The following is a 17,753-nucleotide window of genomic DNA, read 5'->3' as shown; positions in this document are numbered from 1 at the left end:
CATCCTCAATCCGATCCACCAAATGCCGGGACTGAACACCTAGGCCGTCATTCCCTTCGGCAGGTCGATCCGGAAGGTCGTCCCGTCCGGTCCGGTTCGCTCCATCTCGAGCATGCCGCCATGCCCGCGCACGAGCTCGGCGGCGATGGCGAGGCCGAGACCTGTGCCGCCCTTTCGCACGTTGCCCTGGAAGGCCTGAAACAGGTTCTCCTGTGCACGCAGCGGCAGGCCGGGACCGGTATCGGCGACCCGGATGCGCCAGAGATCGGCCGTCTCTTCCGTCGAGACAACGATCTCTCCGGGCGCTTGCGTCGTTTGAATCGCCTGTCGGGCATTGCGTATGAGGTTGCCCAGAACGCGATGCATCTGCTCGGGATCGAGCCGGATCACCGTGCCGGCGGGAACGTCCTGGCGAATGGCGACGTCGTCCCCCTCATAGGCAAGCCGCTCGCTCTCGATCACCTCGTCGAGGAGCGGAACCAGTTCGACCCGCTGCAAGGCCGGCGGCGCCTCCTCCGCGCGGCCGAAGGCGAGCGTGCCTTCAGTAAGGTTCACCGCGCGGGTCAGCGACCTGACGATCTTCGGCGCCACGCGCTTGACCGTCGGATCGTCCACCCGTTCCATCCGGTCGGCCAAAAGCGTCGCGGTGGTCAGGATGTTGCGCAGGTCATGGCTGATCTTCGCGACCGCGCCACCGAGCTGGGCGAGGCGTTCCTTCTGGCGAAGCGAGGCCGTCAGCTGGGTCTCGAGATCGCGCAGCGTCGTTTCCGCTTCACGCAACTCGCGGATGCCCGAGCGCGGCTCGATCACCTGCCGGGCATCCTCGGGCGCGGCGGCGTACCGCTTCATCTGGGCGACGAGGTCCTCGATCGGCTGAACCATCAGGCGGCGTACCGCTAGGAACAGAGCAAGCGACGTGATGACGAGGATCACGAGGCTCAGCGCGAGGATGTTGCGCCCGTACCGGATCATCTCGCGGTGAAGGTCCGTCGTGTCGATCGCCGCCTCGATAAGATCGCCACCGTCGCGAGCGGGATCGGCAATCACGCGGATGATCTCGCGCCCGGGTACGACGAACCGGCGCAAGGCGTCGCGCATGTCCACGATCCGGTTCGCGTCGCGAAGATCCACGGTCGCCACGACAGGCGCCTTCAGGTTGGAGGAAAGGACGAGTTGCCGCGACGCATCCCGCCGCAGCACGACGTTCAGGACGCCCGCGTTCTGCAGGAGCTCTTTCTCCAGCTCCGGGTCGATCATGTCGTTCGTGCCGAGAAGCGCGAGCGACGCGATCTGCGCCCGCTCCAGACGGTCCGACAGGTAGTCGAGCCGGAACTGCGTGATGGCCGGAACGAAGATCAGCACCTCCGCCAGCATCACGAAGGCGATCGTGAGGATCAGGAAACGGCCGGAAAGAGAACGCAGCATCGAAGGCCCGGTCGATTGGGGTCGGGGCGGACCCTAGCGCCCGCGTCCGCCTTTGGCGACAGGCCCGTTCGTCACGGCACCCAGCGCTGCACCAGGCGGACCACGCGCTTCACCGCGTCGTTCTCGAACAGGCGGGGGACGTAGTATTGCCCCGCCGCGCGCTTCGAGACTTCGCCCAATGTCGGATAGGGCGCGACCATCTGGGCGATCTGTCCCACCTTCATGCCGTCGGCGATCGCCAGCGCCCAGAGCCCGATCAGCTCGCCCGCCGCGTCGCCGACGATGGAAGCGCCGACGATCTTGCCTCGGACGGCCATCACCTTGATGAGCCCGTCCGGGCGGCCGACGGCGACCGCGCGATCGTTCTCGTCGTAAGGGAAGCGCAGCACCTCGAGCCGGTCCCCGTGCGCCTCGCGCGCCTGGGCCTCCGTCTGGCCGACCTGGGCCAGCTCCGGATCGGTATAGGTCACCCACGGAATGTGGTCCGTCCGGGCCTTCGCGGGCAGACCGAACAGGATCGGGCGGATCACGGTCGCGCCGTGATAGCCGGCCACATGCGTGAACTGGAGCCGCCCGGCAACGTCGCCGATGGCGTAGACCCGGCGGTTGGTCGTCCTGAGGTCGTCGCCGACCTTGATGGCGCGATCATACGCGATGCCGGCCCTGTCCAGATCGAGCCGCTCGATATTGGGCTTGCGCCCGGCCGCCACGAGGAGGTGCGTCCCCGTCCACTCGCCTTTCTCGGTCCGCACCGTGATCTTGCCGGCCTGCCCGGAAACACGATCGGCCTTCGCCCCCGCGACGATCTCCACCCCTTCGGCCCGGAGGCGGTCGAGCACCAGCGCGGACAATTCAGGGTCGTCCTTGGGCATTGCGCGTCCGCCCGTGATCACCGTCACGCGACAGCCGAGCCGGACATGCGCCTGCGCCATCTCCATTCCGATCGGGCCACCACCGATGATGAGCAGGTGCTCGGGACGCTCCATCAGGTCGAAGATCGTCTCGTTGGTCAGGTAGGGCACATCCGCGAGCCCGGTGATCGGCGGAACGAGCGGCGAGGACCCGGTGGCGATGACGATGCGCCGCGCGGTGATCCGGTATCCGCCACCCTCGACGGTGCGTTCGTCCACGAACCGTCCATCGGCGCGGATGACGCGGACGCCCAACCCCTGGAACCGCTCCTGGCTGTCGACCGGCGCGATCGTCTCGATGACGTGCTTCACGTAGCGCTTGGCGGCGGCGTAATCGATCTCGGGGGCGACCGGGGTGATGCCGAAGGGCTCGCCGGTCGTCATGGCATGGGCATGTTTGGCGGCGGCGAGCAGGGACTTGGAGGGAATGCAGCCATAGTTCAGGCAATCCCCGCCCATCTTGTGCCCCTCCATCAGGGTCACGTCGGCGCCCATCCGGCTCGCCCCTGCCGCGAAGCTCAGCCCCGCGGAACCGGCGCCGAGAACCAGAGCGTCGGTCTTGATATCCTGCATCGTGTCAATCCTTCCGCCGTAATCTCTTGACCACCACCGGCAACAGCGCAAGCGCCGCGAGGCCGAGGATCGGACCGAGGATGTGCGGCGCGAAGATGATGCCGAGGTCGGGCGTCTCGCCCCGCGCGAAGACCTCGCCCAGTCCGGCGCCGACCCAGGTGTAGACGAGGCTTCCCGGCAGAATCCCCAGGAAGGTCGTCGCCACATACTTTCGCAGCGACACGCCCATGAGGGCCGGGACGAGGTTGGCCACGAAGAACGGCACGACCGGGATCAATCGCATGATGAAGAGATACGACGTCTCGTCCTCGCGGATGCCGTTGCGCAATTTGCGCACGGCGCCCCCCGCGCCGTCCATCCGCGCGGCGAGCCGGTCGCCGAGGCCGTGCTTCGCCGCAAGGAAGATCAGGGTCGCGCCGATGGTCGCCGAACCGGCATTGTAGAGGACGCCCGGGAACAGCCCGAACAGGAAGCCGCCGGTCAGCGTCGCGATCGCCGCGCCGGGCAGAGAGAAGGCGACGATGGCCACATAGGCCAGACAGAATCCCGCCACCGTCAGGAGGTAGTTCGCGTCCCGGAACGCGATCAGCGCCTCCCGGTTCTGCGCCAGCGCATCGAAGCCGATCCTGTCCCGCAGCAGGAACGCCCCGGCTACAGCCACGACGGCAATGAGCAGGATCGGCCCGTAGCGCGCCAGGCCGCGTCGTCCCTGCGTCGTCGTTCGGTCTGTCATGGCGCCTCGTGTCATGCGGTGCGGGCCGGTTGAGAGCCTGTCTCGCGATGTCATCTAAGCCCAGTCCGGATCACGTCGACCTGAGCCGCCGTGTCCGCAGGGATAGCGCCGGCCACGCAATGTTTCAAAACCGGCGCCGGATCGTATCGTGCCTGTTTCGGCCATCCCGGCCCGTTGACAGCCCCGGATGGGTGACCTAGACGGCGGCTCCAAGTTTTTCTGGCGGCCGCACGTTCGATTCCGGCCCAAGTCCTACGGAGTGAAGGCCATGAAACGCACCTTCCAGCCCTCGAACCTCGTCCGCAAGCGCCGTCACGGCTTCCGTGCGCGCATGGCCACCAAGGCCGGCCGCAAGATCCTGAACGCCCGCCGCGCTCGCGGCCGCAAGTCGCTCTCGGCCTGAGCCAACCGATCGACGTGATCGATCCGGCGTCGGAGGGGACCGCCTCTCCGGCGTCGCTACGCGTGCTGCGCAAGCGTCCGCAATTCCTCGCGCTCAACCGCGCGGTCCGGGTTCCTGCGGAATCGTTCCTGCTGCAGGCGCGGGACCGGGGCGACGGCGATCCCGTCATCGGAGTCGGGTTCACCTGCTCGAAGAAGGTCGGTAACGCGGTGGCGCGAAACCGCGCGAAGCGTCGCCTGCGAGAGATTGCCCGGCTCGAGCTTCCCACGCGGGGACGTCAAGGCTGGGACTACGCGCTGATCGGACGGGCGGAGGTGACGGCGGGACGGGCGTTCGAGGCGCTCCGCGACGACCTGCGCCGTGCGCTCGCCAAGGCGCATGACAAGGCCGGCGGATGACCCCCCTTGCCCGCGTCCTGTCCTGGCCTGTCCACCTCTACCGGGCGGTGGCCTCCCCGCATGTCGGTCACAATTGCCGGTTCCAGCCGACCTGCTCGGCCTACGCGTTCGAGGCGCTCGCGAAGCATGGCGGCCTGCACGGCGGCTGGCTGTCGATACGCCGCGTCGCGCGCTGCCACCCCTGGGGTCGGTCCGGCATCGACAACGTGCCCTGACGCGCCTAGGAGGCGGCCCATGCTGGACGAGACCGACGACATCCATCCGCTCTTCGCGGGCGCGCCGAAGACGACGGAGTTCCGCAAGCTCCGCAAGCGTATCATCCGCGAGACGCGGGAGGCGGTGGACCGCTACGGCATGGTTCGACGTTGCGCCGGAGGCGCGCCGGCTGGAGATCGGGACCGCTGGCTCGTCTGCCTGTCGGGCGGCAAGGATAGCTACACCCTCCTCGCGGCGCTGACCGAGCTCAAGTGGCGCGGCGTCCTGCCGGTCGACCTTCTCGCCTGCAACCTCGACCAGGGACAGCCGGGGTTTCCGGCCACCGTCCTGCCCGAGTTCCTTGCACGGATGGGCGTGCCGCATCGGATCGAGTACCGCGACACCTATTCCATCGTCACCGACAAGGTGCCCGCCGGCCGCACCTATTGCGCGCTCTGCTCGCGGCTGCGGCGCGGTAACCTCTACCGCGTGGCGCGCGAGGAGGGCTGTTCGGCCGTGGTCCTCGGGCATCACCGCGACGACATCCTCGAAACGTTTTTTCTCAACCTCTTCCACGGCGGCAAGGTCGCGACGATGCCGCCGAAGCTGGTGAACGACGAGGGCGACCTGACGGTCCTGCGCCCCCTCGCCCATGTCTCGGAGGCCGACTGCGCCCGGTTCGCCCAGGCCATGCGCTACCCAATCATCCCGTGTGACCTCTGCGGCTCGCAGGACGGTCTCCAGCGACAGGCGATCAAGGGAATGCTCGACGACTGGGAAACCCGCAATCCCGGTCGGCGCGCAAAGATGTTCTCCGCCCTCACGCAAGTCCGGCCCTCGCACCTCCTCGACCCGGCACTCTTCGACTTCGCCGGTCTTGCGCCGGTGATCCATGACGATCTTTCCGGAGGTACATCCGACGGTTGAGGCCCTGTTAAGCTCTTGGTCATAATTTGGAGGTTTACAGGCTCGCACCGGCCAATCGGAGTCACTCATGTCGCACGGGACCGGGATCGGACCGACATCGCTTGCGCGTCTGCGTGCGGCGCTGCGCAACGTGGAATGGCTGCTCCTTTATCCGGTCCTCGTCACCGGGGCCTGGCTGCTTGGGCTGGAAGCCCTGACGATGGCCCTCGTCATCCTCCTGCCGGTCCTCCTCGCCCTCGACGGACGCCTCGGACGCCGCCCCGGCGCACAGTCTGCCTCCCACCTCGTCGTGCAGCCGCTCGACCGCCTCGCGCTGCAGCGGATCGTCGACGACACGCTTGCCGACTGCACTCGCCGCGACCGCACCACCGCCGTGCTTCACGCCCAGATCGACGACCTCCACATTGCCGACGGCGAATGGGGCACGGAGATCAGCGAGAAGGTCATGGACCGCGTCATCCAGCGCATCACCACCGCGATGCGCGGCGCCGACATCGTCATGCGGACCGGCTACGACGGCGCGGTCGTCGTGCTCGCGCCCACCCGCCGGGCCGATCTCGACGTGGTCATGAGCATCGTCGACCGTATCCAGGCCGCCGTCGCGCAGCCGATCTCGATCGAGGGCCGTTCGATCCGCGTGCATGCCTGCATCGGCATCTGCAGCGAAGGAATGGCGCCCGCCCGCTCCGGTGCCGCGATGCTCGCCGCCGCCGATTGTGCGCTGCGGATGGCCCGGCAGCAGGGCAACGACGCCATCCGCGCGTTCAACCCCGACATGCAGGCGCAGGTGGAGACCGACCACCGCCTTGCGCTTCAGATCGATGACGCGCTGGAGAGCGGTCAGATCCGCCCCTGGTTCCAGCCGCAGATCAACGCCCTGACCGGTTGCATCGCCGGCTTCGAGGCACTGGTCCGCTGGCATCACCCCGATCTCGGCATCTTGTCGCCGGCGCAGTTCCTGCCGACGATCCACTCCGCGGGCAAGTCTGCGGAGCTCGGCGAGCAGGTCCTGAAGGCCAGCCTCGACGCGTTGACCGCGTGGGACGCGGCCGGGATCGACGTGCCCTGCGTCGGGGTCAACGTCTCGCTCGAGCAACTCGCCGATCCGCGCATGGCCGAGCGGGTCATCTGGCAGCTCGACCGACACGACATGGAGCCCGGCCGCCTCGCCATCGAGATCCTCGAGACGGTCACGCTGCGCGACGCGGACGAGGCGATCATGCGCAACGTCATGGCGCTGCGGAAGGCGGGCTTTCGCCTCGATCTGGACGATTTCGGCACCGGCGCGGCGTCGATCGCGCATATCGCCAAGTTCGGCGTCCACCGGATCAAGATCGACCGCTCCTTCGTCGCGGGCATCGATAGCGACCCGACGAAGCAGGAGATCGTCCGCGCCATCCTCGGACTGGCTGAGAGCCTCTCGATCGAGACGCTGGCCGAAGGCGTGGAGACGCCCGAGGAGAAGGCCACCCTCGTGGAGATGGGCTGCCCGCATCTGCAGGGCGACGGCATCGCCCGACCGATGCCGTTCGAGAAGACCACCGCCTGGGCCCGCGCCCTTCAGCCCCATTCGAACGCGGCGCTGCGAAACATGCACCCGCAGGGCACAGCCTGACGGCGACGTGAACACGGACGGCCGGGCCCGCCATTGATCCGCTTTCGCCTTGACCTTGGTAGGCATGGTCTGTTGAACGGCGCGCAATTCCCGACATTCGCGCGACAGGCCCGTAATGGACGATCAGAACAAGAACCTCATTCTTGCCACGGTGCTCAGCGCGCTGGTGCTGCTGGTGTGGTTTTTCCTCTTCCCGCCGGAGCAGCGCTCGCCCGACATCGTCGAGGGGGACACGTCCGACGGCATTCAGGACACGGCCACGGGCGCCGTCGCGCCGCCCACTTCGGGGGGCGTGGAAACCGCCGCGGTCCCCGGTGCGGTCGTCGCGACGCCCGAGGAGACCCGCGCCGAGGCCGTCGCGGCGACCAACCGCGTCCCGGTCGACACGCCGCGCCTGACCGGCTCGATCTCGCTGACCGGCGGCCGGATCGACGACATCTCGCTCAAGGATTACCAGGAGACGATCGACGACGATTCCCCGATCGTGACCCTGCTCTCGCCCGCGGGCGGGCCCGGCGCCTACTACGCGCTGCACGGATGGGTGCCTGGCGGCGACCTCGACTTCGACGCGGTGCCCTCGGCGACGACCGAATGGAGCGCACCCGAGGGGGCCGAACTCACGCCCGAGACGCCGGTGACGTTGAACTGGGACAACGGCGCAGGGCTCGTCTTCCGCCGCACGATCTCGGTCGACGAGGACTACATGTTCGATGTCGAGCAAAGCGTCGAGAACACCACCGATGCCCCGGTCCGGCTCGCGCCCTACGGGCTCGTCGCGCGGCACGGGGAACCCGACACGGTCAACTTCTTCATCCTGCATGAAGGGGTCGTCGCACGCAGCGACGGCGAGCTGATCGAGGTCGATTACGACGACATGACCGATCTCGACCAAGTGCCCGCCGAGGGCGGCCGCGTGCAGCGGGTCGAGGCCAGCGCGGATGGCTGGATCGGATTCACCGACAAGTACTGGATGACGACGCTGATCCCCCCCGCGGGCGCGCCCTTCGCCGAAATCGTCAAGTACGTCGACAGCGCCGACATCTACCAGACCGAGACCCGCCTGCCCCCGGTCGAGGTCGCGCCGGGCGCGACGGTCTCCTCCGAGTCGCGGCTCTTCGCCGGCGCGAAGGAATGGGAGACGATCCGGCACTACCAGAACGAGGAGGGCGTGGCGGGTTTCGTCGACTCGATCGACTGGGGCTGGTTCTACTTCTTGACGAAGCCGATCTTCGCGGCGTTGCACTGGCTCAACGGCGTGATCGGCAACATGGGCGTGGCGATCATCCTGCTCACGCTCGGCATCAAGGCGATCCTCTTTCCGCTGGCCTACAAGTCCTACGTCTCGATGGCCCGGATGAAGGAACTCCAGCCGGAGATGGAGAAACTGAAGGAGCGTGCCGGCGACGATCGCCAGAAGCTCCAGCAGGGGATGATGGAGCTCTACAAGACCAACAAGGTGAACCCGGCGGCGGGCTGCCTGCCGATCCTCATGCAGATCCCCATCTTCTTCAGCCTCTACAAGGTGATCTTCGTCACGATCGAGCTGCGCCACGCGCCGTTCTTCGGACCCTTCCAGGATCTCTCCGCACCCGATCCGACGTCGCTCTTCAACCTCTTCGGGCTGCTGCCCTGGGCCGCTCCGGACCCGGGCTCGATCCTCGCGCTCATCTTCATCGGGATCCTTCCGATCATGCTCGGCATCTCGATGTGGTTGCAGCAGAAGCTGAATCCGGCCCCGACCGACCCCACGCAGGCGATGATCTTCGCCTGGCTGCCCTGGGTCTTCATGTTCATGCTGGGCGGCTTCGCGAGCGGCCTGGTGGTCTACTGGATCGGCAACAACACGATCACCTTCCTGCAGCAATACACGATCATGCGCAGTCACGGTGCGAAGCCAGACCTCTTCGGAAACATCAAGTCGAGCCTCGGCCGCAAGAAGCCCGCGGCGGCCAACGACGCCAAGGCACCGGCGGAGAAATGAGGCTCGCCGAAATCTGGCGCCACCCGATCAAGGGGCACGGCCGGGAGGCGCTGGATGGCTTCGACATCGCGGAGGACGGCACCGTTCCGGGCGACCGGGTCTGGGCCGTCGTTCACGAGACTTCGAAGCAGCGAGGCGCCGAATGGGCCCCGGCGGCGAACTTCCAGCGGGGCGCAAAGCTGCCGGCTCTGATGGCGATCACCGCGGAGAGCGGCACGGATGCGGTCACGCTGCACCATCCCGAGCGGCCGGACCTGACCTTCGACCCCGATGGCGACAACCGCGTCTTCCTCGACTGGATCGCGCCGCTCCTCGACCCCGGGCGCGCCAGCCCGACCGGGATCGTCCGGTCGGCAGAGCGGGGCTACACCGACACCGACTTCCCCTCGATCTCGCTCAACAACGTCGCGAGCCTCGATGCGCTGGCCGCGCATATGGGCCGCGACCTGAGCCGCCATCGCTGGCGCGGCAACCTCTGGATCGACGGGGCCGCGCCCTGGGTCGAGTTCGAGTGGATCGGACGCGAGGTCGCGCTCGGCACGGCGCGGTTCCGCGTCGCCGAGCGGATCACCCGCTGCCGTGCGACGATGGCCGACCCCGAGACCGGCCGCATCGACGGCGACACGCTGGGCGCGCTCGAGGGGGGCTGGGGCCACCGCGACTTCGGCGTCTACCTGACCTGTATCGCCCCGGGCCGGGTCGAGACCGGCGACGAACTGGTTCTGCAATGAGCGCCGGGCCGATCCTGCCCTTCCCCGAGGCCGAGGCCCCGGACGGGGCGTCGGCGGAGCGGGCGCGCAAGCTTTTCGTCTCCGAGCCGGACTTCCTCAAGGGCGTCGTCGCGATGTCGGGCATGCCGCCCGCGGACCGGGTGGAGGTCTGCGTCGCCGGTCGCTCGAACGTTGGCAAGTCGACGCTGATCAACGCGCTGACCGGCCGCAAGGCACTGGCCCGCGCCTCGAACACGCCGGGCCGGACGCAGGAAATCAACTTCTTCACGCTGGGGCAGAGCCATTACCTCGTGGATCTGCCCGGCTACGGCTTCGCGAACGCCCCGGTGGCGGTCGTCGCCAAGTGGCAGGACCTTCTGAAGGCCTACCTCGCCGGCCGCCCGTCGCTGCGCCGCGCCTTCGTGCTGATCGACGCGCGCCACGGCGTGAAGGAGGTGGACGAGGAGATCATGTCGCTCCTCGACGCCTCGGCGGTGACCTTCCAGACGGTGCTGACGAAGGCCGACAAGGTGAAGGATGCCGAGCGCGATCGCGCGCTCGACCGGACACGGGCCGCGCTCGCGCGCCATCCGGCCGCCTATCCCGAGCTCATCGTGACCAGCAGCGAAAAGGGCTGGGGCATCCCGACCCTGCGTGCCACGATCGCGGCCATCGAATGATGCAGAGGCAGGACGCAATGGACAATCGGGACAATGCCGCGATCGCCCGGACCCTGAACGAGGCCCTGCCCTACCTTACGCGCTACGACGACGCGGTCGTGGTCATCAAGCTCGGCGGCCACGCGATGGGCTCCGACGAGGGCATGGCCAGCTTCGCGCGCGACGTGGTTCTGATGCGGACGGTGGGGATCAACCCGGTCATCATCCACGGCGGCGGGCCGATGATCAACGCGATGCTGGAGCGGCTGGGCGTCACGTCCGAATTCGTGCGCGGCAAGCGGGTGACCGACGCCGCCACGCTGCAGGTCGTCGAGATGGTCCTTGCCGGCGAGATCAACAAGCGCATCGTGCAGGCAATCAATACCGCGGGCGGCCGCGCCGTCGGGCTTTCCGGCAAGGACGCGGACATGATCACCTGCGAGCAGACCGACCCCGAGCTGGGCTTCGTCGGCACGCCGACCGAGGTCGATCCGCGGCTGCTGCACTCGCTGTTCCGCGACGAGATGATCCCGGTCATCGCGCCGATCGGCACGGGCGCGCAGGACGAGACCTACAACATCAACGGCGACACCGCGGCCGGCGCCGTGGCGGGGGCGCTGAAGGCCGACCGGCTGCTGCTGCTGACCGACGTGAGCGGCGTGAAGGATGCCTCGGGCGAGGTCGTCACCGCGCTGACGGCGGCGCAGGTTCGCGAGATGACCGAGGCGGGCGTGATCGCGGGCGGGATGATCCCGAAGACCGAGACGGCCCTCGACGCGCTCGACGCGGGCGTGCGGGCGGTCGTCATCCTCGACGGGCGGGTGCCGAACGCCGTCCTGCTCGAGCTCTTCACCAGCCACGGCGCGGGCAGCCTGATCCGCAAGACATAGCTGCGTGGGGGGCGAAGGAACGCTCCGTCCGTATCGCCCTTCCCTCAGGCATCCCGAATCTGGGCTGCGACGGCGGCCTTGTCGATCACCGACCAGACGGATCGTATCGCGCCCTCCCGCACTTCGTAGAATACGTTCTCGGTGAAACGCATGCGTCGTCCGTTCACCGGCAGGCCGAACAATGTCCCGACCGGCGTGCAGTCGAAGGCCAGCCGGCTCGCGACCGTCGGCGGCTCGGCAACGATGAGCTCGATGTTGAAGGCGAGGTCCGGGATGGCCTCGAAATCTCCGATGAGCATGGCCCGATACCCGTCGAGCCCGATCGACGCGCCGTTGTACCGGACCGCCTCTCCCACGTAGCGGTGCAGGTTCGGCCAGTCCTGCCGGTTCAGGCAGGCGATGTAGGCGCGGTAGAAGTCGTGGAGGTCGTCACGCGTCACGTGTCGTCCTCGTCCTGGTGCCGAGCGCCTCGGTTCCGGCCAGCATTCGAGCGCGTTAGCGCTTTCTCCTGCCTGCCCCACGGCAAGGGGGATGGCGCTTTCACTCGGCCATCGCGCGGATGCGGTGAACGACGAACCACACGACGAGCAGGACGGGCAGGACCGCCAGAGCGGAGATCATTTCCTTCGTGAGCCCGAACCGCGCCCCGAACGGATAGGCGAGATAGGTGACGAGGTTCACCGCGTAGTAGCCGATCGCCACGACCGACAGCCCCTCCACCGTCTTCTGCAGACGGAGCTGCATCGCCGCGCGTTCGTCCATCGAGCGAAGCAGCCGGCCGTTCTGTTGCTCCCGCTCCACGCTGACCCGGGTGGAGAGCAGGTCGCCCGCCCGCCGGGCGCGTTCGGCCAGCGCCTCCATCCGCCGCTCCACCGACCGGCAGGTCCGCATCGCCGGGTCGAAGCGGCGCATCATGAATTCCGCGAAGGTCTGCCGCCCGCCGAACCGCTCCTCCCGCAGCACCCCGATGCGCTGCTCGACCAGCGCGGAATAGGCCCCCGTCGCGCCGAAGCGGAAGGCGGAGCGGGCCAGCATCGTCTCGAGGTCCGAGCCGATGGCGAGGAGCTGCTCGAGGGTGGCGTCCGACGTGCGCTCGGCGGAGCGGAGCTCGCCCACCAGCGCCGAGAGCTCGCCGTCGATCTCCGTCAGCCGGGCGCCGAGCTCGCGGGCGCGCGGCAAAGCCAGCATCGACATCGTCTTGTAGGTCTCGATCTCGCAGAGCCGTTGCACGATCCGCCCGATCCGCCGCTCGCCCGCCTCTTCCCCGGTAAAGACGGCAAAGCGGGCATGGCCGCGCGCGTCGATGCGGAAGTCGCCCGCGATCACCGCGGCGCCGTCGACGACGCGGCTGACGGCGAGGCTCTCGCCCTCGAACCAGTCGTGGAGACGCGCGGGGATGTCCGTGATCTCGGGCTCGACGCGCAGCAGGATCGAGGTGAGGCGGAGCCCGGGCGCGTCGTCGAGCCAGTCGCGCGGGAAGGCCTCGAAGAGCGACCCGTCGAAGGGCCGCTCGGTCAGGCCGTCGGAAAAGATCGTGTAGGTGACGAACTCGGTATGGCTCTCCCATTTCAACCGGTAGCGACCGAGCGTGCCGAAGAAATGCGTGGCGTCCGGCTTCGGATGGTCGGCCCCGAACCGGTCGAGCAGCGCGATCAGGTGCGCGCGATCCGCGGCCCGGTCGCGGTTCGCGGCGTCATGCGCGCGCTTGACGGCGAGGAACGCGGCCTCGGAGCCGGTGCGCAGCGCAGGAAAGGGCCGTGCGTGCAGCTCGAGAGCCGTCTCGTAACGCTCGGGATGGTCGCGCAGCATCGTCCTCTCCGTTTTCGTCCGATCGAAGCGGGTCGGCGCGGCGCAGGCAATCGCGACGATCCGGTATGCGGCGGCATGGCGGCTTTCAGGTCACGGCCTTGCGCGCGCGAAACTCCGGCGTATCCCACGCAGCGGTTTCGAGGATGTCGGCGAGGATCGCCACGGCCGCGTCGACCTCGGCCTCGCCGATGAAGAGCGGCGTGAACCCGAAGCGCAGGATGTCGGGCGCGCGGAAATCGCCGATCACGCCGCGCGCGATCAGCGCCTGCATCACTGCGTAGCCCTCCGGGTGGCGGAAGCTCACCTGGCTGCCGCGCGGGATATCGGGCGGCAAGGCGGGCACGAGGTCGGGACAGCGCGCCCCGACCGCCCGTACGAACCGCTCGGACAAGGCAAGGGAGCGAACGCGCAGGTCCGCCATGTCCACATCGTCCCAGATATCGAGCGCCGCCTCGAGCGCTGCGAGTTGCAGGACGGGCGGCGTGCCGACACGCATCCGGGCGATCCCCGGCCCCGGCCGGTAGGCGGGATCGAAGGCGAACGGGGCGGCATGCCCGAGCCAGCCCGACAGCGCCGGCTCGATGAGATCGTGAAGGTCCGGGCGGACATGGATGAAGGCCGGCGCGCCCGGACCGGCATTGAGGTACTTGTAGGTGCAGCCGACGGCGAAATCGGCATCTGCGGCTGTCACGTCGATCTCCAGCGCGCCGGCGGAATGGGCAAGGTCCCAGATCGCGAGCGCCCCCGCCGCATGCACCCGCGCGGTCAGCGCGGTCATGTCGTGCAGGCGGCCGGTGCGGTAATCCACCTGCGTCAGCATCAGGACGGCCACGTCCGCGTCGATGGAATCGGCCACCGCCTCGGGCGCGACCACGCGAAGCTCATGGCCCCGGCCCAGCGCGGCGATCAAGCCCTCGGCCATGTAGAGGTCGCTCGGGAAGTTGCCGCTGTCCGACAGGATCACCCGCCGCTCGGGCCACAGGCGCAGCGCAGCGTCGAGCGCCTGCCAGACCTTGATCGACAGCGTATCGCCGACCATCGTCGATCCCGCAGGCGCGCCGATCAGGCGACCGATCCGGTCGCCCAACCGGGCCGGCCAGTCCATCCAGCCGGCGTCGTTCCAGCCGCGGATGAGCATGCCGCCCCATTCGTCCTCCACTGTCCGCCGGACGCGCTCGGGCACCGCCCGTGGCATCGGGCCCAGCGAATTGCCGTCGAGATAGATCAGCCCCTCCGGCAGGTGGAACCGCGCACGCAGCGCCGTCCAGTCCGTTCCGTCCCCTGTATCGTGATCCCGCATCCGCACCTCCGCGCACGAAACGATCTTTCGCGCCGACGCAGGTTGCAATCAGGATCGCAAAGACCGCAGAAAGGGCGTCAGCATCGCGAACGTCCCGGGGAGACCATGCAATGAAGATCGGCGCACCGAAAGAGGTCCATGAGGGAGAGGCCCGCGTGGCGATCACGCCGGAGAGCGCCGGACATCTCCAGAAGCTGGGCCACGAGGTGCTGGTCGAGACCGGCGCGGGCGGCAAGGCCGGGTTCACCGACGACGCCTACCGCGCGGCCGCCGTGGAGATCGTTTCGGACGCCGACGCGCTCTTCGCGGCGGCGGACATCGTCGCCAAGGTACGCCCGCCGACGGAAGGCGAGGCCGAGCGGCTCCGTTCCGACCAGACGTTGATCTCGTTCTTCTACCCGTCCTCGAACAAGGCACTGATGGAGACGGTCAAATCGAGGGGCGCGACCGCCATCGCGATGGACATGGTGCCCCGCATCTCCCGCGCGCAGAAGATGGACGCGCTCTCGTCGATGGCGAACATCGCCGGCTACCGCGCGGTGATCGAGGCGGGCAACAATTTCGGGCGCTTCTTCACCGGCCAGGTCACGGCCGCGGGCAAGGTGCCGCCCGCCAAGGTGCTCGTCATCGGCGCGGGCGTGGCGGGGCTGGCCGCGATCGGGACCTCCACCTCGCTCGGCGCGATCACCTACGCCTTCGACGTGCGCCCCGAGGTGGCCGAGCAGATCGAATCGATGGGCGCGGAATTCGTGTTCCTCGAGTTCGAGGACAGCGAATTGCCGGACGGCGCGGAGACGGGCGGCTACGCGCCGCCGTCCTCGCCGGAGTTCCAGGCCAAGCAGCTCGAGAAGTTCCGCGAGCTGGCCCCCGACATCGATATCGTGATCTGTACCGCGCTGATTCCGAACCAGAAGGCGCCCGTTCTCTGGACGCGCGACATGGTCGAGGCGATGAAGCCCGGCTCCGTCATCATCGACCTCGCCGCCGAGCGGGGTGGCAATTGCGAACTGACGAAGCCCGACAAACGGATCGTCTCCGACAACAACGTCACGATCATCGGCTATACCGACTTTCCCAGCCGCATGGCCGCGCAATCCTCGACGCTCTATGGCAACAACATCCGCCACATGATGGCCGACCTGACGCCCGCCAAGGACGGTCAGGTGAAGCACGACATGGAGGACGACGTGATCCGCGGGGCGACGATCACCCGCGGGGGCGAGATCACGTGGCCGCCACCGAAGCCGAAGGTCGCCGCCATCGCCGCGCAGAAGCCGCGCCCGAAGGCGAAGGAGCCGACCCCGGAGGAGCGACGCGCGTCCGAGCTCGCCGCGTTCCGCGCGCAGACCAAGAGCCATGTCGGCCTGATGGCGGCCGGCGGCATCCTGCTCCTGCTCGTCGGGAGCTACGCGCCCGAGAGCTTCATGCAGCACTTCATCGTCTTCGCGCTGGCCTGCTTCGTCGGCTTCCAGGTCATCTGGGGCGTCAGCCACGCGCTGCACACGCCGCTCATGGCGGTGACCAACGCGATCTCGGGGATCATCATCCTCGGCGCGCTCCTGCAGATCGGGTCGGGGAACTGGCTCGTCGTTGTCCTCAGCTTCGTCTCGGTGCTGATCGCCTCGATCAACATCGTGGGCGGCTTCCTCGTCACCCGGCGCATGCTCGCCATGTTCCAGAAATCGTGAGGGCCGCCCGATGATGTTCACCGCAGGGATCACCTCGGCCGCCTATATCGCGGCCGCCATCCTCTTCATCCTGTCGCTCGGCGGGCTGTCGAACCAGGAGAGCGCCAAGCGCGCGATCTGGTACGGCATCGTCGGCATGGGCATCGCCGTCCTGGCGACCGTGTTCGGACCGGGCGTGCACAACGTCCTTCTGATCCTGATCGCCATCGCTGCCGGCGGTTTCGCGGGCTACTACGTCGCCGGCCGCGTGCAGATGACCGAGATGCCGCAGCTCGTCGCGGCGCTCCACTCCTTCGTCGGATTGGCGGCGGTGTTCATCGGCCTCAACGCCGAGATCATGCTGCAATCGGTCCTCGTCATGCGGGAGGCGCATGCGCTGCTGCCGGCGGGCGATCCGATCGTGCTCGACGACCTCGCGAGCCTGACGGGCTTCGGCCAACGGCTCTACCTGAAGGACGCGGTGGAGATCGCGATCCTGCGGGTGGAGGTGTTCCTCGGCATCTTCATCGGCGCGGTCACGTTCACCGGATCGGTCGTGGCCTTCGGCAAGCTCGCCGGAAAGGTCGACGGCAAGCCGACGCAGCTCCCGGGCGGGCACATGCTCAACGCCGCCGCGCTGGCCGTGGCGATCATCCTCGGGCTGCTCTACTTCAACGGGGCCGGCATCTGGACGATGGTGCTCGTCGCCCTCATCGCGGGCTTCATCGGCTGGCATCTCATCATGGGGATCGGCGGGGCGGACATGCCCGTCGTCGTCTCGATGCTGAACTCCTATTCGGGCTGGGCTGCGGCTGCGATCGGCTTCACGCTGGGCAACGACCTGCTGATCGTGACCGGCGCGCTCGTCGGTTCCTCCGGGGCGATCCTGAGCTACATCATGTGCAAGGCGATGAACCGGAAGTTCGTCAACGTCATCCTCGGCGGCTTCGGCGGTACGTCCGGCCCGGCGATGGATGTCGAGGGCGAGCAAGTCGCGATCGACGCCGACGGCGTGGCCAACGCGCTCAACGAGGCCGACAGCGTCATCATCGTACCGGGCTACGGCATGGCGGTGGCACAGGCGCAGCAGGCGGTGAGCGAACTCGTCCGCAAGTTGCGCGCCCGCGGCAAGGTGGTGCGTTTCGCCATCCACCCGGTCGCCGGCCGCCTGCCCGGGCACATGAACGTGCTCTTGGCCGAGGCCAAGGTGCCCTACGACATCGTGCTGGAGATGGACGAGATCAACGAGGACTTCTCCACGACAGACGTGGCGATCGTCATCGGATCGAACGACATCGTGAACCCCGCGGCACAGGACGATCCGAACTCGCCCATCGCCGGCATGCCCGTCCTCGAAGTCTGGCATGCCAAGCAGGTCTTCGTGTCGAAGCGCGGTCAGGGCACCGGCTATTCCGGCATCGAGAACCCGCTCTTCTTCAAGGAGAACACGCGGATGTTCTACGGCGACGCCAAGGCATCGCTGGAGACGCTGATCCCGAAGATCGAGTGACCGCGAGGCGTTCGCTTGCACGAGAGGGCCGCCCCGGGGCGGCCCTT

17 protein-coding genes are annotated in these 17,753 nt (G+C 68.0%); 11 read left to right on the top strand and 6 right to left on the bottom strand.

Annotation, left to right across the window (positions count from 1 at the left end):
• Positions 1 to 39: 39 nt before the first annotated feature.
• From Q1A87_RS16105 to Q1A87_RS16095, 3 genes are all read right to left on the bottom strand, one after another.
• Positions 40 to 1,425, bottom strand: coding sequence for a HAMP domain-containing sensor histidine kinase (locus Q1A87_RS16105; protein WP_299653419.1), 1,386 nt, complete (start codon positions 1,423 to 1,425; stop codon positions 40 to 42).
• Between the two features lie 71 nt (positions 1,426 to 1,496).
• Entirely contained in the window at positions 1,497 to 2,909 is a 1,413-nt protein-coding gene (locus Q1A87_RS16100) for an FAD-dependent oxidoreductase (RefSeq protein ID WP_299653417.1), read from the bottom strand.
• A gap of 4 nt (positions 2,910 to 2,913) precedes the next feature.
• Positions 2,914 to 3,642, bottom strand: coding sequence for a TVP38/TMEM64 family protein (locus Q1A87_RS16095; RefSeq protein WP_299653415.1), 729 nt, complete (start codon positions 3,640 to 3,642; stop codon positions 2,914 to 2,916).
• Positions 3,643 to 3,910: 268 nt separating this feature from the next.
• Between Q1A87_RS16095 and rpmH the strand changes: the two genes are divergently transcribed.
• The 9 genes from rpmH (at position 3,911) to argB (ending at position 11,420) form a co-directional block, all read left to right on the top strand.
• Positions 3,911 to 4,045: a 50S ribosomal protein L34 gene (rpmH, locus tag Q1A87_RS16090; RefSeq protein ID WP_012177012.1), complete on the top strand. Its 135-nt coding sequence runs from the start codon at positions 3,911 to 3,913 to the stop codon at positions 4,043 to 4,045.
• Positions 4,046 to 4,059: 14 nt separating this feature from the next.
• Entirely contained in the window at positions 4,060 to 4,443 is a 384-nt protein-coding gene (gene rnpA / locus Q1A87_RS16085) for a ribonuclease P protein component (protein ID WP_299653413.1), read from the top strand.
• Entirely contained in the window at positions 4,440 to 4,658 is a 219-nt protein-coding gene (gene yidD / locus Q1A87_RS16080; RefSeq protein WP_299653411.1) for a membrane protein insertion efficiency factor YidD, read from the top strand. Before rnpA ends, yidD begins: the two co-directional genes overlap by 4 nt.
• Positions 4,659 to 4,677: 19 nt before the next feature.
• Positions 4,678 to 5,565 carry a tRNA 2-thiocytidine(32) synthetase TtcA gene (gene ttcA, locus Q1A87_RS16075; protein WP_299653410.1) on the top strand — a complete coding sequence of 296 codons (888 nt, stop codon included), beginning with the start codon at positions 4,678 to 4,680 and terminating at the stop codon, positions 5,563 to 5,565.
• A gap of 67 nt (positions 5,566 to 5,632) precedes the next feature.
• Positions 5,633 to 7,180 carry a bifunctional diguanylate cyclase/phosphodiesterase gene (locus Q1A87_RS16070; protein ID WP_299653408.1) on the top strand — a complete coding sequence of 516 codons (1,548 nt, stop codon included), beginning with the start codon at positions 5,633 to 5,635 and terminating at the stop codon, positions 7,178 to 7,180.
• A gap of 115 nt (positions 7,181 to 7,295) precedes the next feature.
• Positions 7,296 to 9,161: a membrane protein insertase YidC gene (yidC, locus tag Q1A87_RS16065; RefSeq protein WP_299653406.1), complete on the top strand. Its 1,866-nt coding sequence runs from the start codon at positions 7,296 to 7,298 to the stop codon at positions 9,159 to 9,161.
• The gene (locus Q1A87_RS16060; RefSeq protein ID WP_299653404.1) at positions 9,158 to 9,892 is read left to right on the top strand and encodes an MOSC N-terminal beta barrel domain-containing protein; all 735 of its coding nucleotides are present in this window, start codon (positions 9,158 to 9,160) and stop codon (positions 9,890 to 9,892) included. Before yidC ends, Q1A87_RS16060 begins: the two co-directional genes overlap by 4 nt.
• Positions 9,889 to 10,551, top strand: a complete 663-nt coding sequence (gene yihA / locus Q1A87_RS16055) for a ribosome biogenesis GTP-binding protein YihA/YsxC (protein ID WP_299653402.1) — start codon at positions 9,889 to 9,891, stop codon at positions 10,549 to 10,551. The genes Q1A87_RS16060 and yihA overlap by 4 nt, the downstream gene beginning before the upstream one ends.
• A complete protein-coding gene (gene argB, locus Q1A87_RS16050; RefSeq protein ID WP_299653423.1) occupies positions 10,551 to 11,420 on the top strand; it encodes an acetylglutamate kinase in 870 nt (289 codons plus the stop codon). Before yihA ends, argB begins: the two co-directional genes overlap by 1 nt.
• 44 nt (positions 11,421 to 11,464) lie before the next feature.
• On the opposite strand, the gene Q1A87_RS16045 is transcribed toward argB, so the two are convergent.
• The 3 genes from Q1A87_RS16045 to kynU form a co-directional block, all read right to left on the bottom strand.
• Positions 11,465 to 11,860 carry an ester cyclase gene (locus tag Q1A87_RS16045; RefSeq protein WP_299653400.1) on the bottom strand — a complete coding sequence of 132 codons (396 nt, stop codon included), beginning with the start codon at positions 11,858 to 11,860 and terminating at the stop codon, positions 11,465 to 11,467.
• 100 nt (positions 11,861 to 11,960) lie between these two features.
• Entirely contained in the window at positions 11,961 to 13,229 is a 1,269-nt protein-coding gene (locus Q1A87_RS16040; RefSeq protein ID WP_299653399.1) for a DUF3422 domain-containing protein, read from the bottom strand.
• An 85-nt stretch (positions 13,230 to 13,314) separates the two neighbouring features.
• Positions 13,315 to 14,529, bottom strand: coding sequence for a kynureninase (kynU, locus tag Q1A87_RS16035; RefSeq protein ID WP_299653398.1), 1,215 nt, complete (start codon positions 14,527 to 14,529; stop codon positions 13,315 to 13,317).
• Positions 14,530 to 14,639: 110 nt separating this feature from the next.
• Between kynU and Q1A87_RS16030 the strand changes: the two genes are divergently transcribed.
• Together Q1A87_RS16030 and Q1A87_RS16025 are read left to right on the top strand one after the other, a co-directional pair.
• A complete protein-coding gene (locus Q1A87_RS16030; protein WP_299653396.1) occupies positions 14,640 to 16,217 on the top strand; it encodes a Re/Si-specific NAD(P)(+) transhydrogenase subunit alpha in 1,578 nt (525 codons plus the stop codon).
• Positions 16,218 to 16,227: 10 nt separating this feature from the next.
• Positions 16,228 to 17,706 carry an NAD(P)(+) transhydrogenase (Re/Si-specific) subunit beta gene (locus Q1A87_RS16025; protein WP_299653394.1) on the top strand — a complete coding sequence of 493 codons (1,479 nt, stop codon included), beginning with the start codon at positions 16,228 to 16,230 and terminating at the stop codon, positions 17,704 to 17,706.
• Positions 17,707 to 17,753 lie beyond the last annotated feature (47 nt).

This window comes from uncultured Jannaschia sp. (assembly GCF_947494055.1).
Classification (GTDB): Bacteria; Pseudomonadota; Alphaproteobacteria; order Rhodobacterales; family Rhodobacteraceae; genus Jannaschia.
This window is presented reverse-complemented; position numbering and strand designations above follow the sequence as displayed.

Excerpts from the sequence above, each read along its gene's own strand:
- Q1A87_RS16105 (WP_299653419.1), bottom strand. The coding sequence starts at position 1,425 with ATGCTGCGTTCTCTTTCCGGCCGTTTCCTGATCCTCACGATCGCCTTC.
- Q1A87_RS16100 (WP_299653417.1), bottom strand. The coding sequence starts at position 2,909 with ATGCAGGATATCAAGACCGACGCTCTGGTTCTCGGCGCCGGTTCCGCG.
- Q1A87_RS16095 (WP_299653415.1), bottom strand. The coding sequence starts at position 3,642 with ATGACAGACCGAACGACGACGCAGGGACGACGCGGCCTGGCGCGCTAC.
- rpmH (WP_012177012.1), top strand. The coding sequence starts at position 3,911 with ATGAAACGCACCTTCCAGCCCTCGAACCTCGTCCGCAAGCGCCGTCAC.
- yidD (WP_299653411.1), top strand. The coding sequence starts at position 4,440 with ATGACCCCCCTTGCCCGCGTCCTGTCCTGGCCTGTCCACCTCTACCGG.
- ttcA (WP_299653410.1), top strand. The coding sequence starts at position 4,678 with ATGCTGGACGAGACCGACGACATCCATCCGCTCTTCGCGGGCGCGCCG.
- Q1A87_RS16070 (WP_299653408.1), top strand. The coding sequence starts at position 5,633 with ATGTCGCACGGGACCGGGATCGGACCGACATCGCTTGCGCGTCTGCGT.
- yidC (WP_299653406.1), top strand. The coding sequence starts at position 7,296 with ATGGACGATCAGAACAAGAACCTCATTCTTGCCACGGTGCTCAGCGCG.
- Q1A87_RS16060 (WP_299653404.1), top strand. The coding sequence starts at position 9,158 with ATGAGGCTCGCCGAAATCTGGCGCCACCCGATCAAGGGGCACGGCCGG.
- yihA (WP_299653402.1), top strand. The coding sequence starts at position 9,889 with ATGAGCGCCGGGCCGATCCTGCCCTTCCCCGAGGCCGAGGCCCCGGAC.
- argB (WP_299653423.1), top strand. The coding sequence starts at position 10,551 with ATGCAGAGGCAGGACGCAATGGACAATCGGGACAATGCCGCGATCGCC.
- Q1A87_RS16040 (WP_299653399.1), bottom strand. The coding sequence starts at position 13,229 with ATGCTGCGCGACCATCCCGAGCGTTACGAGACGGCTCTCGAGCTGCAC.
- kynU (WP_299653398.1), bottom strand. The coding sequence starts at position 14,529 with ATGCGGGATCACGATACAGGGGACGGAACGGACTGGACGGCGCTGCGT.
- Q1A87_RS16030 (WP_299653396.1), top strand. The coding sequence starts at position 14,640 with ATGAAGATCGGCGCACCGAAAGAGGTCCATGAGGGAGAGGCCCGCGTG.
- Q1A87_RS16025 (WP_299653394.1), top strand. The coding sequence starts at position 16,228 with ATGATGTTCACCGCAGGGATCACCTCGGCCGCCTATATCGCGGCCGCC.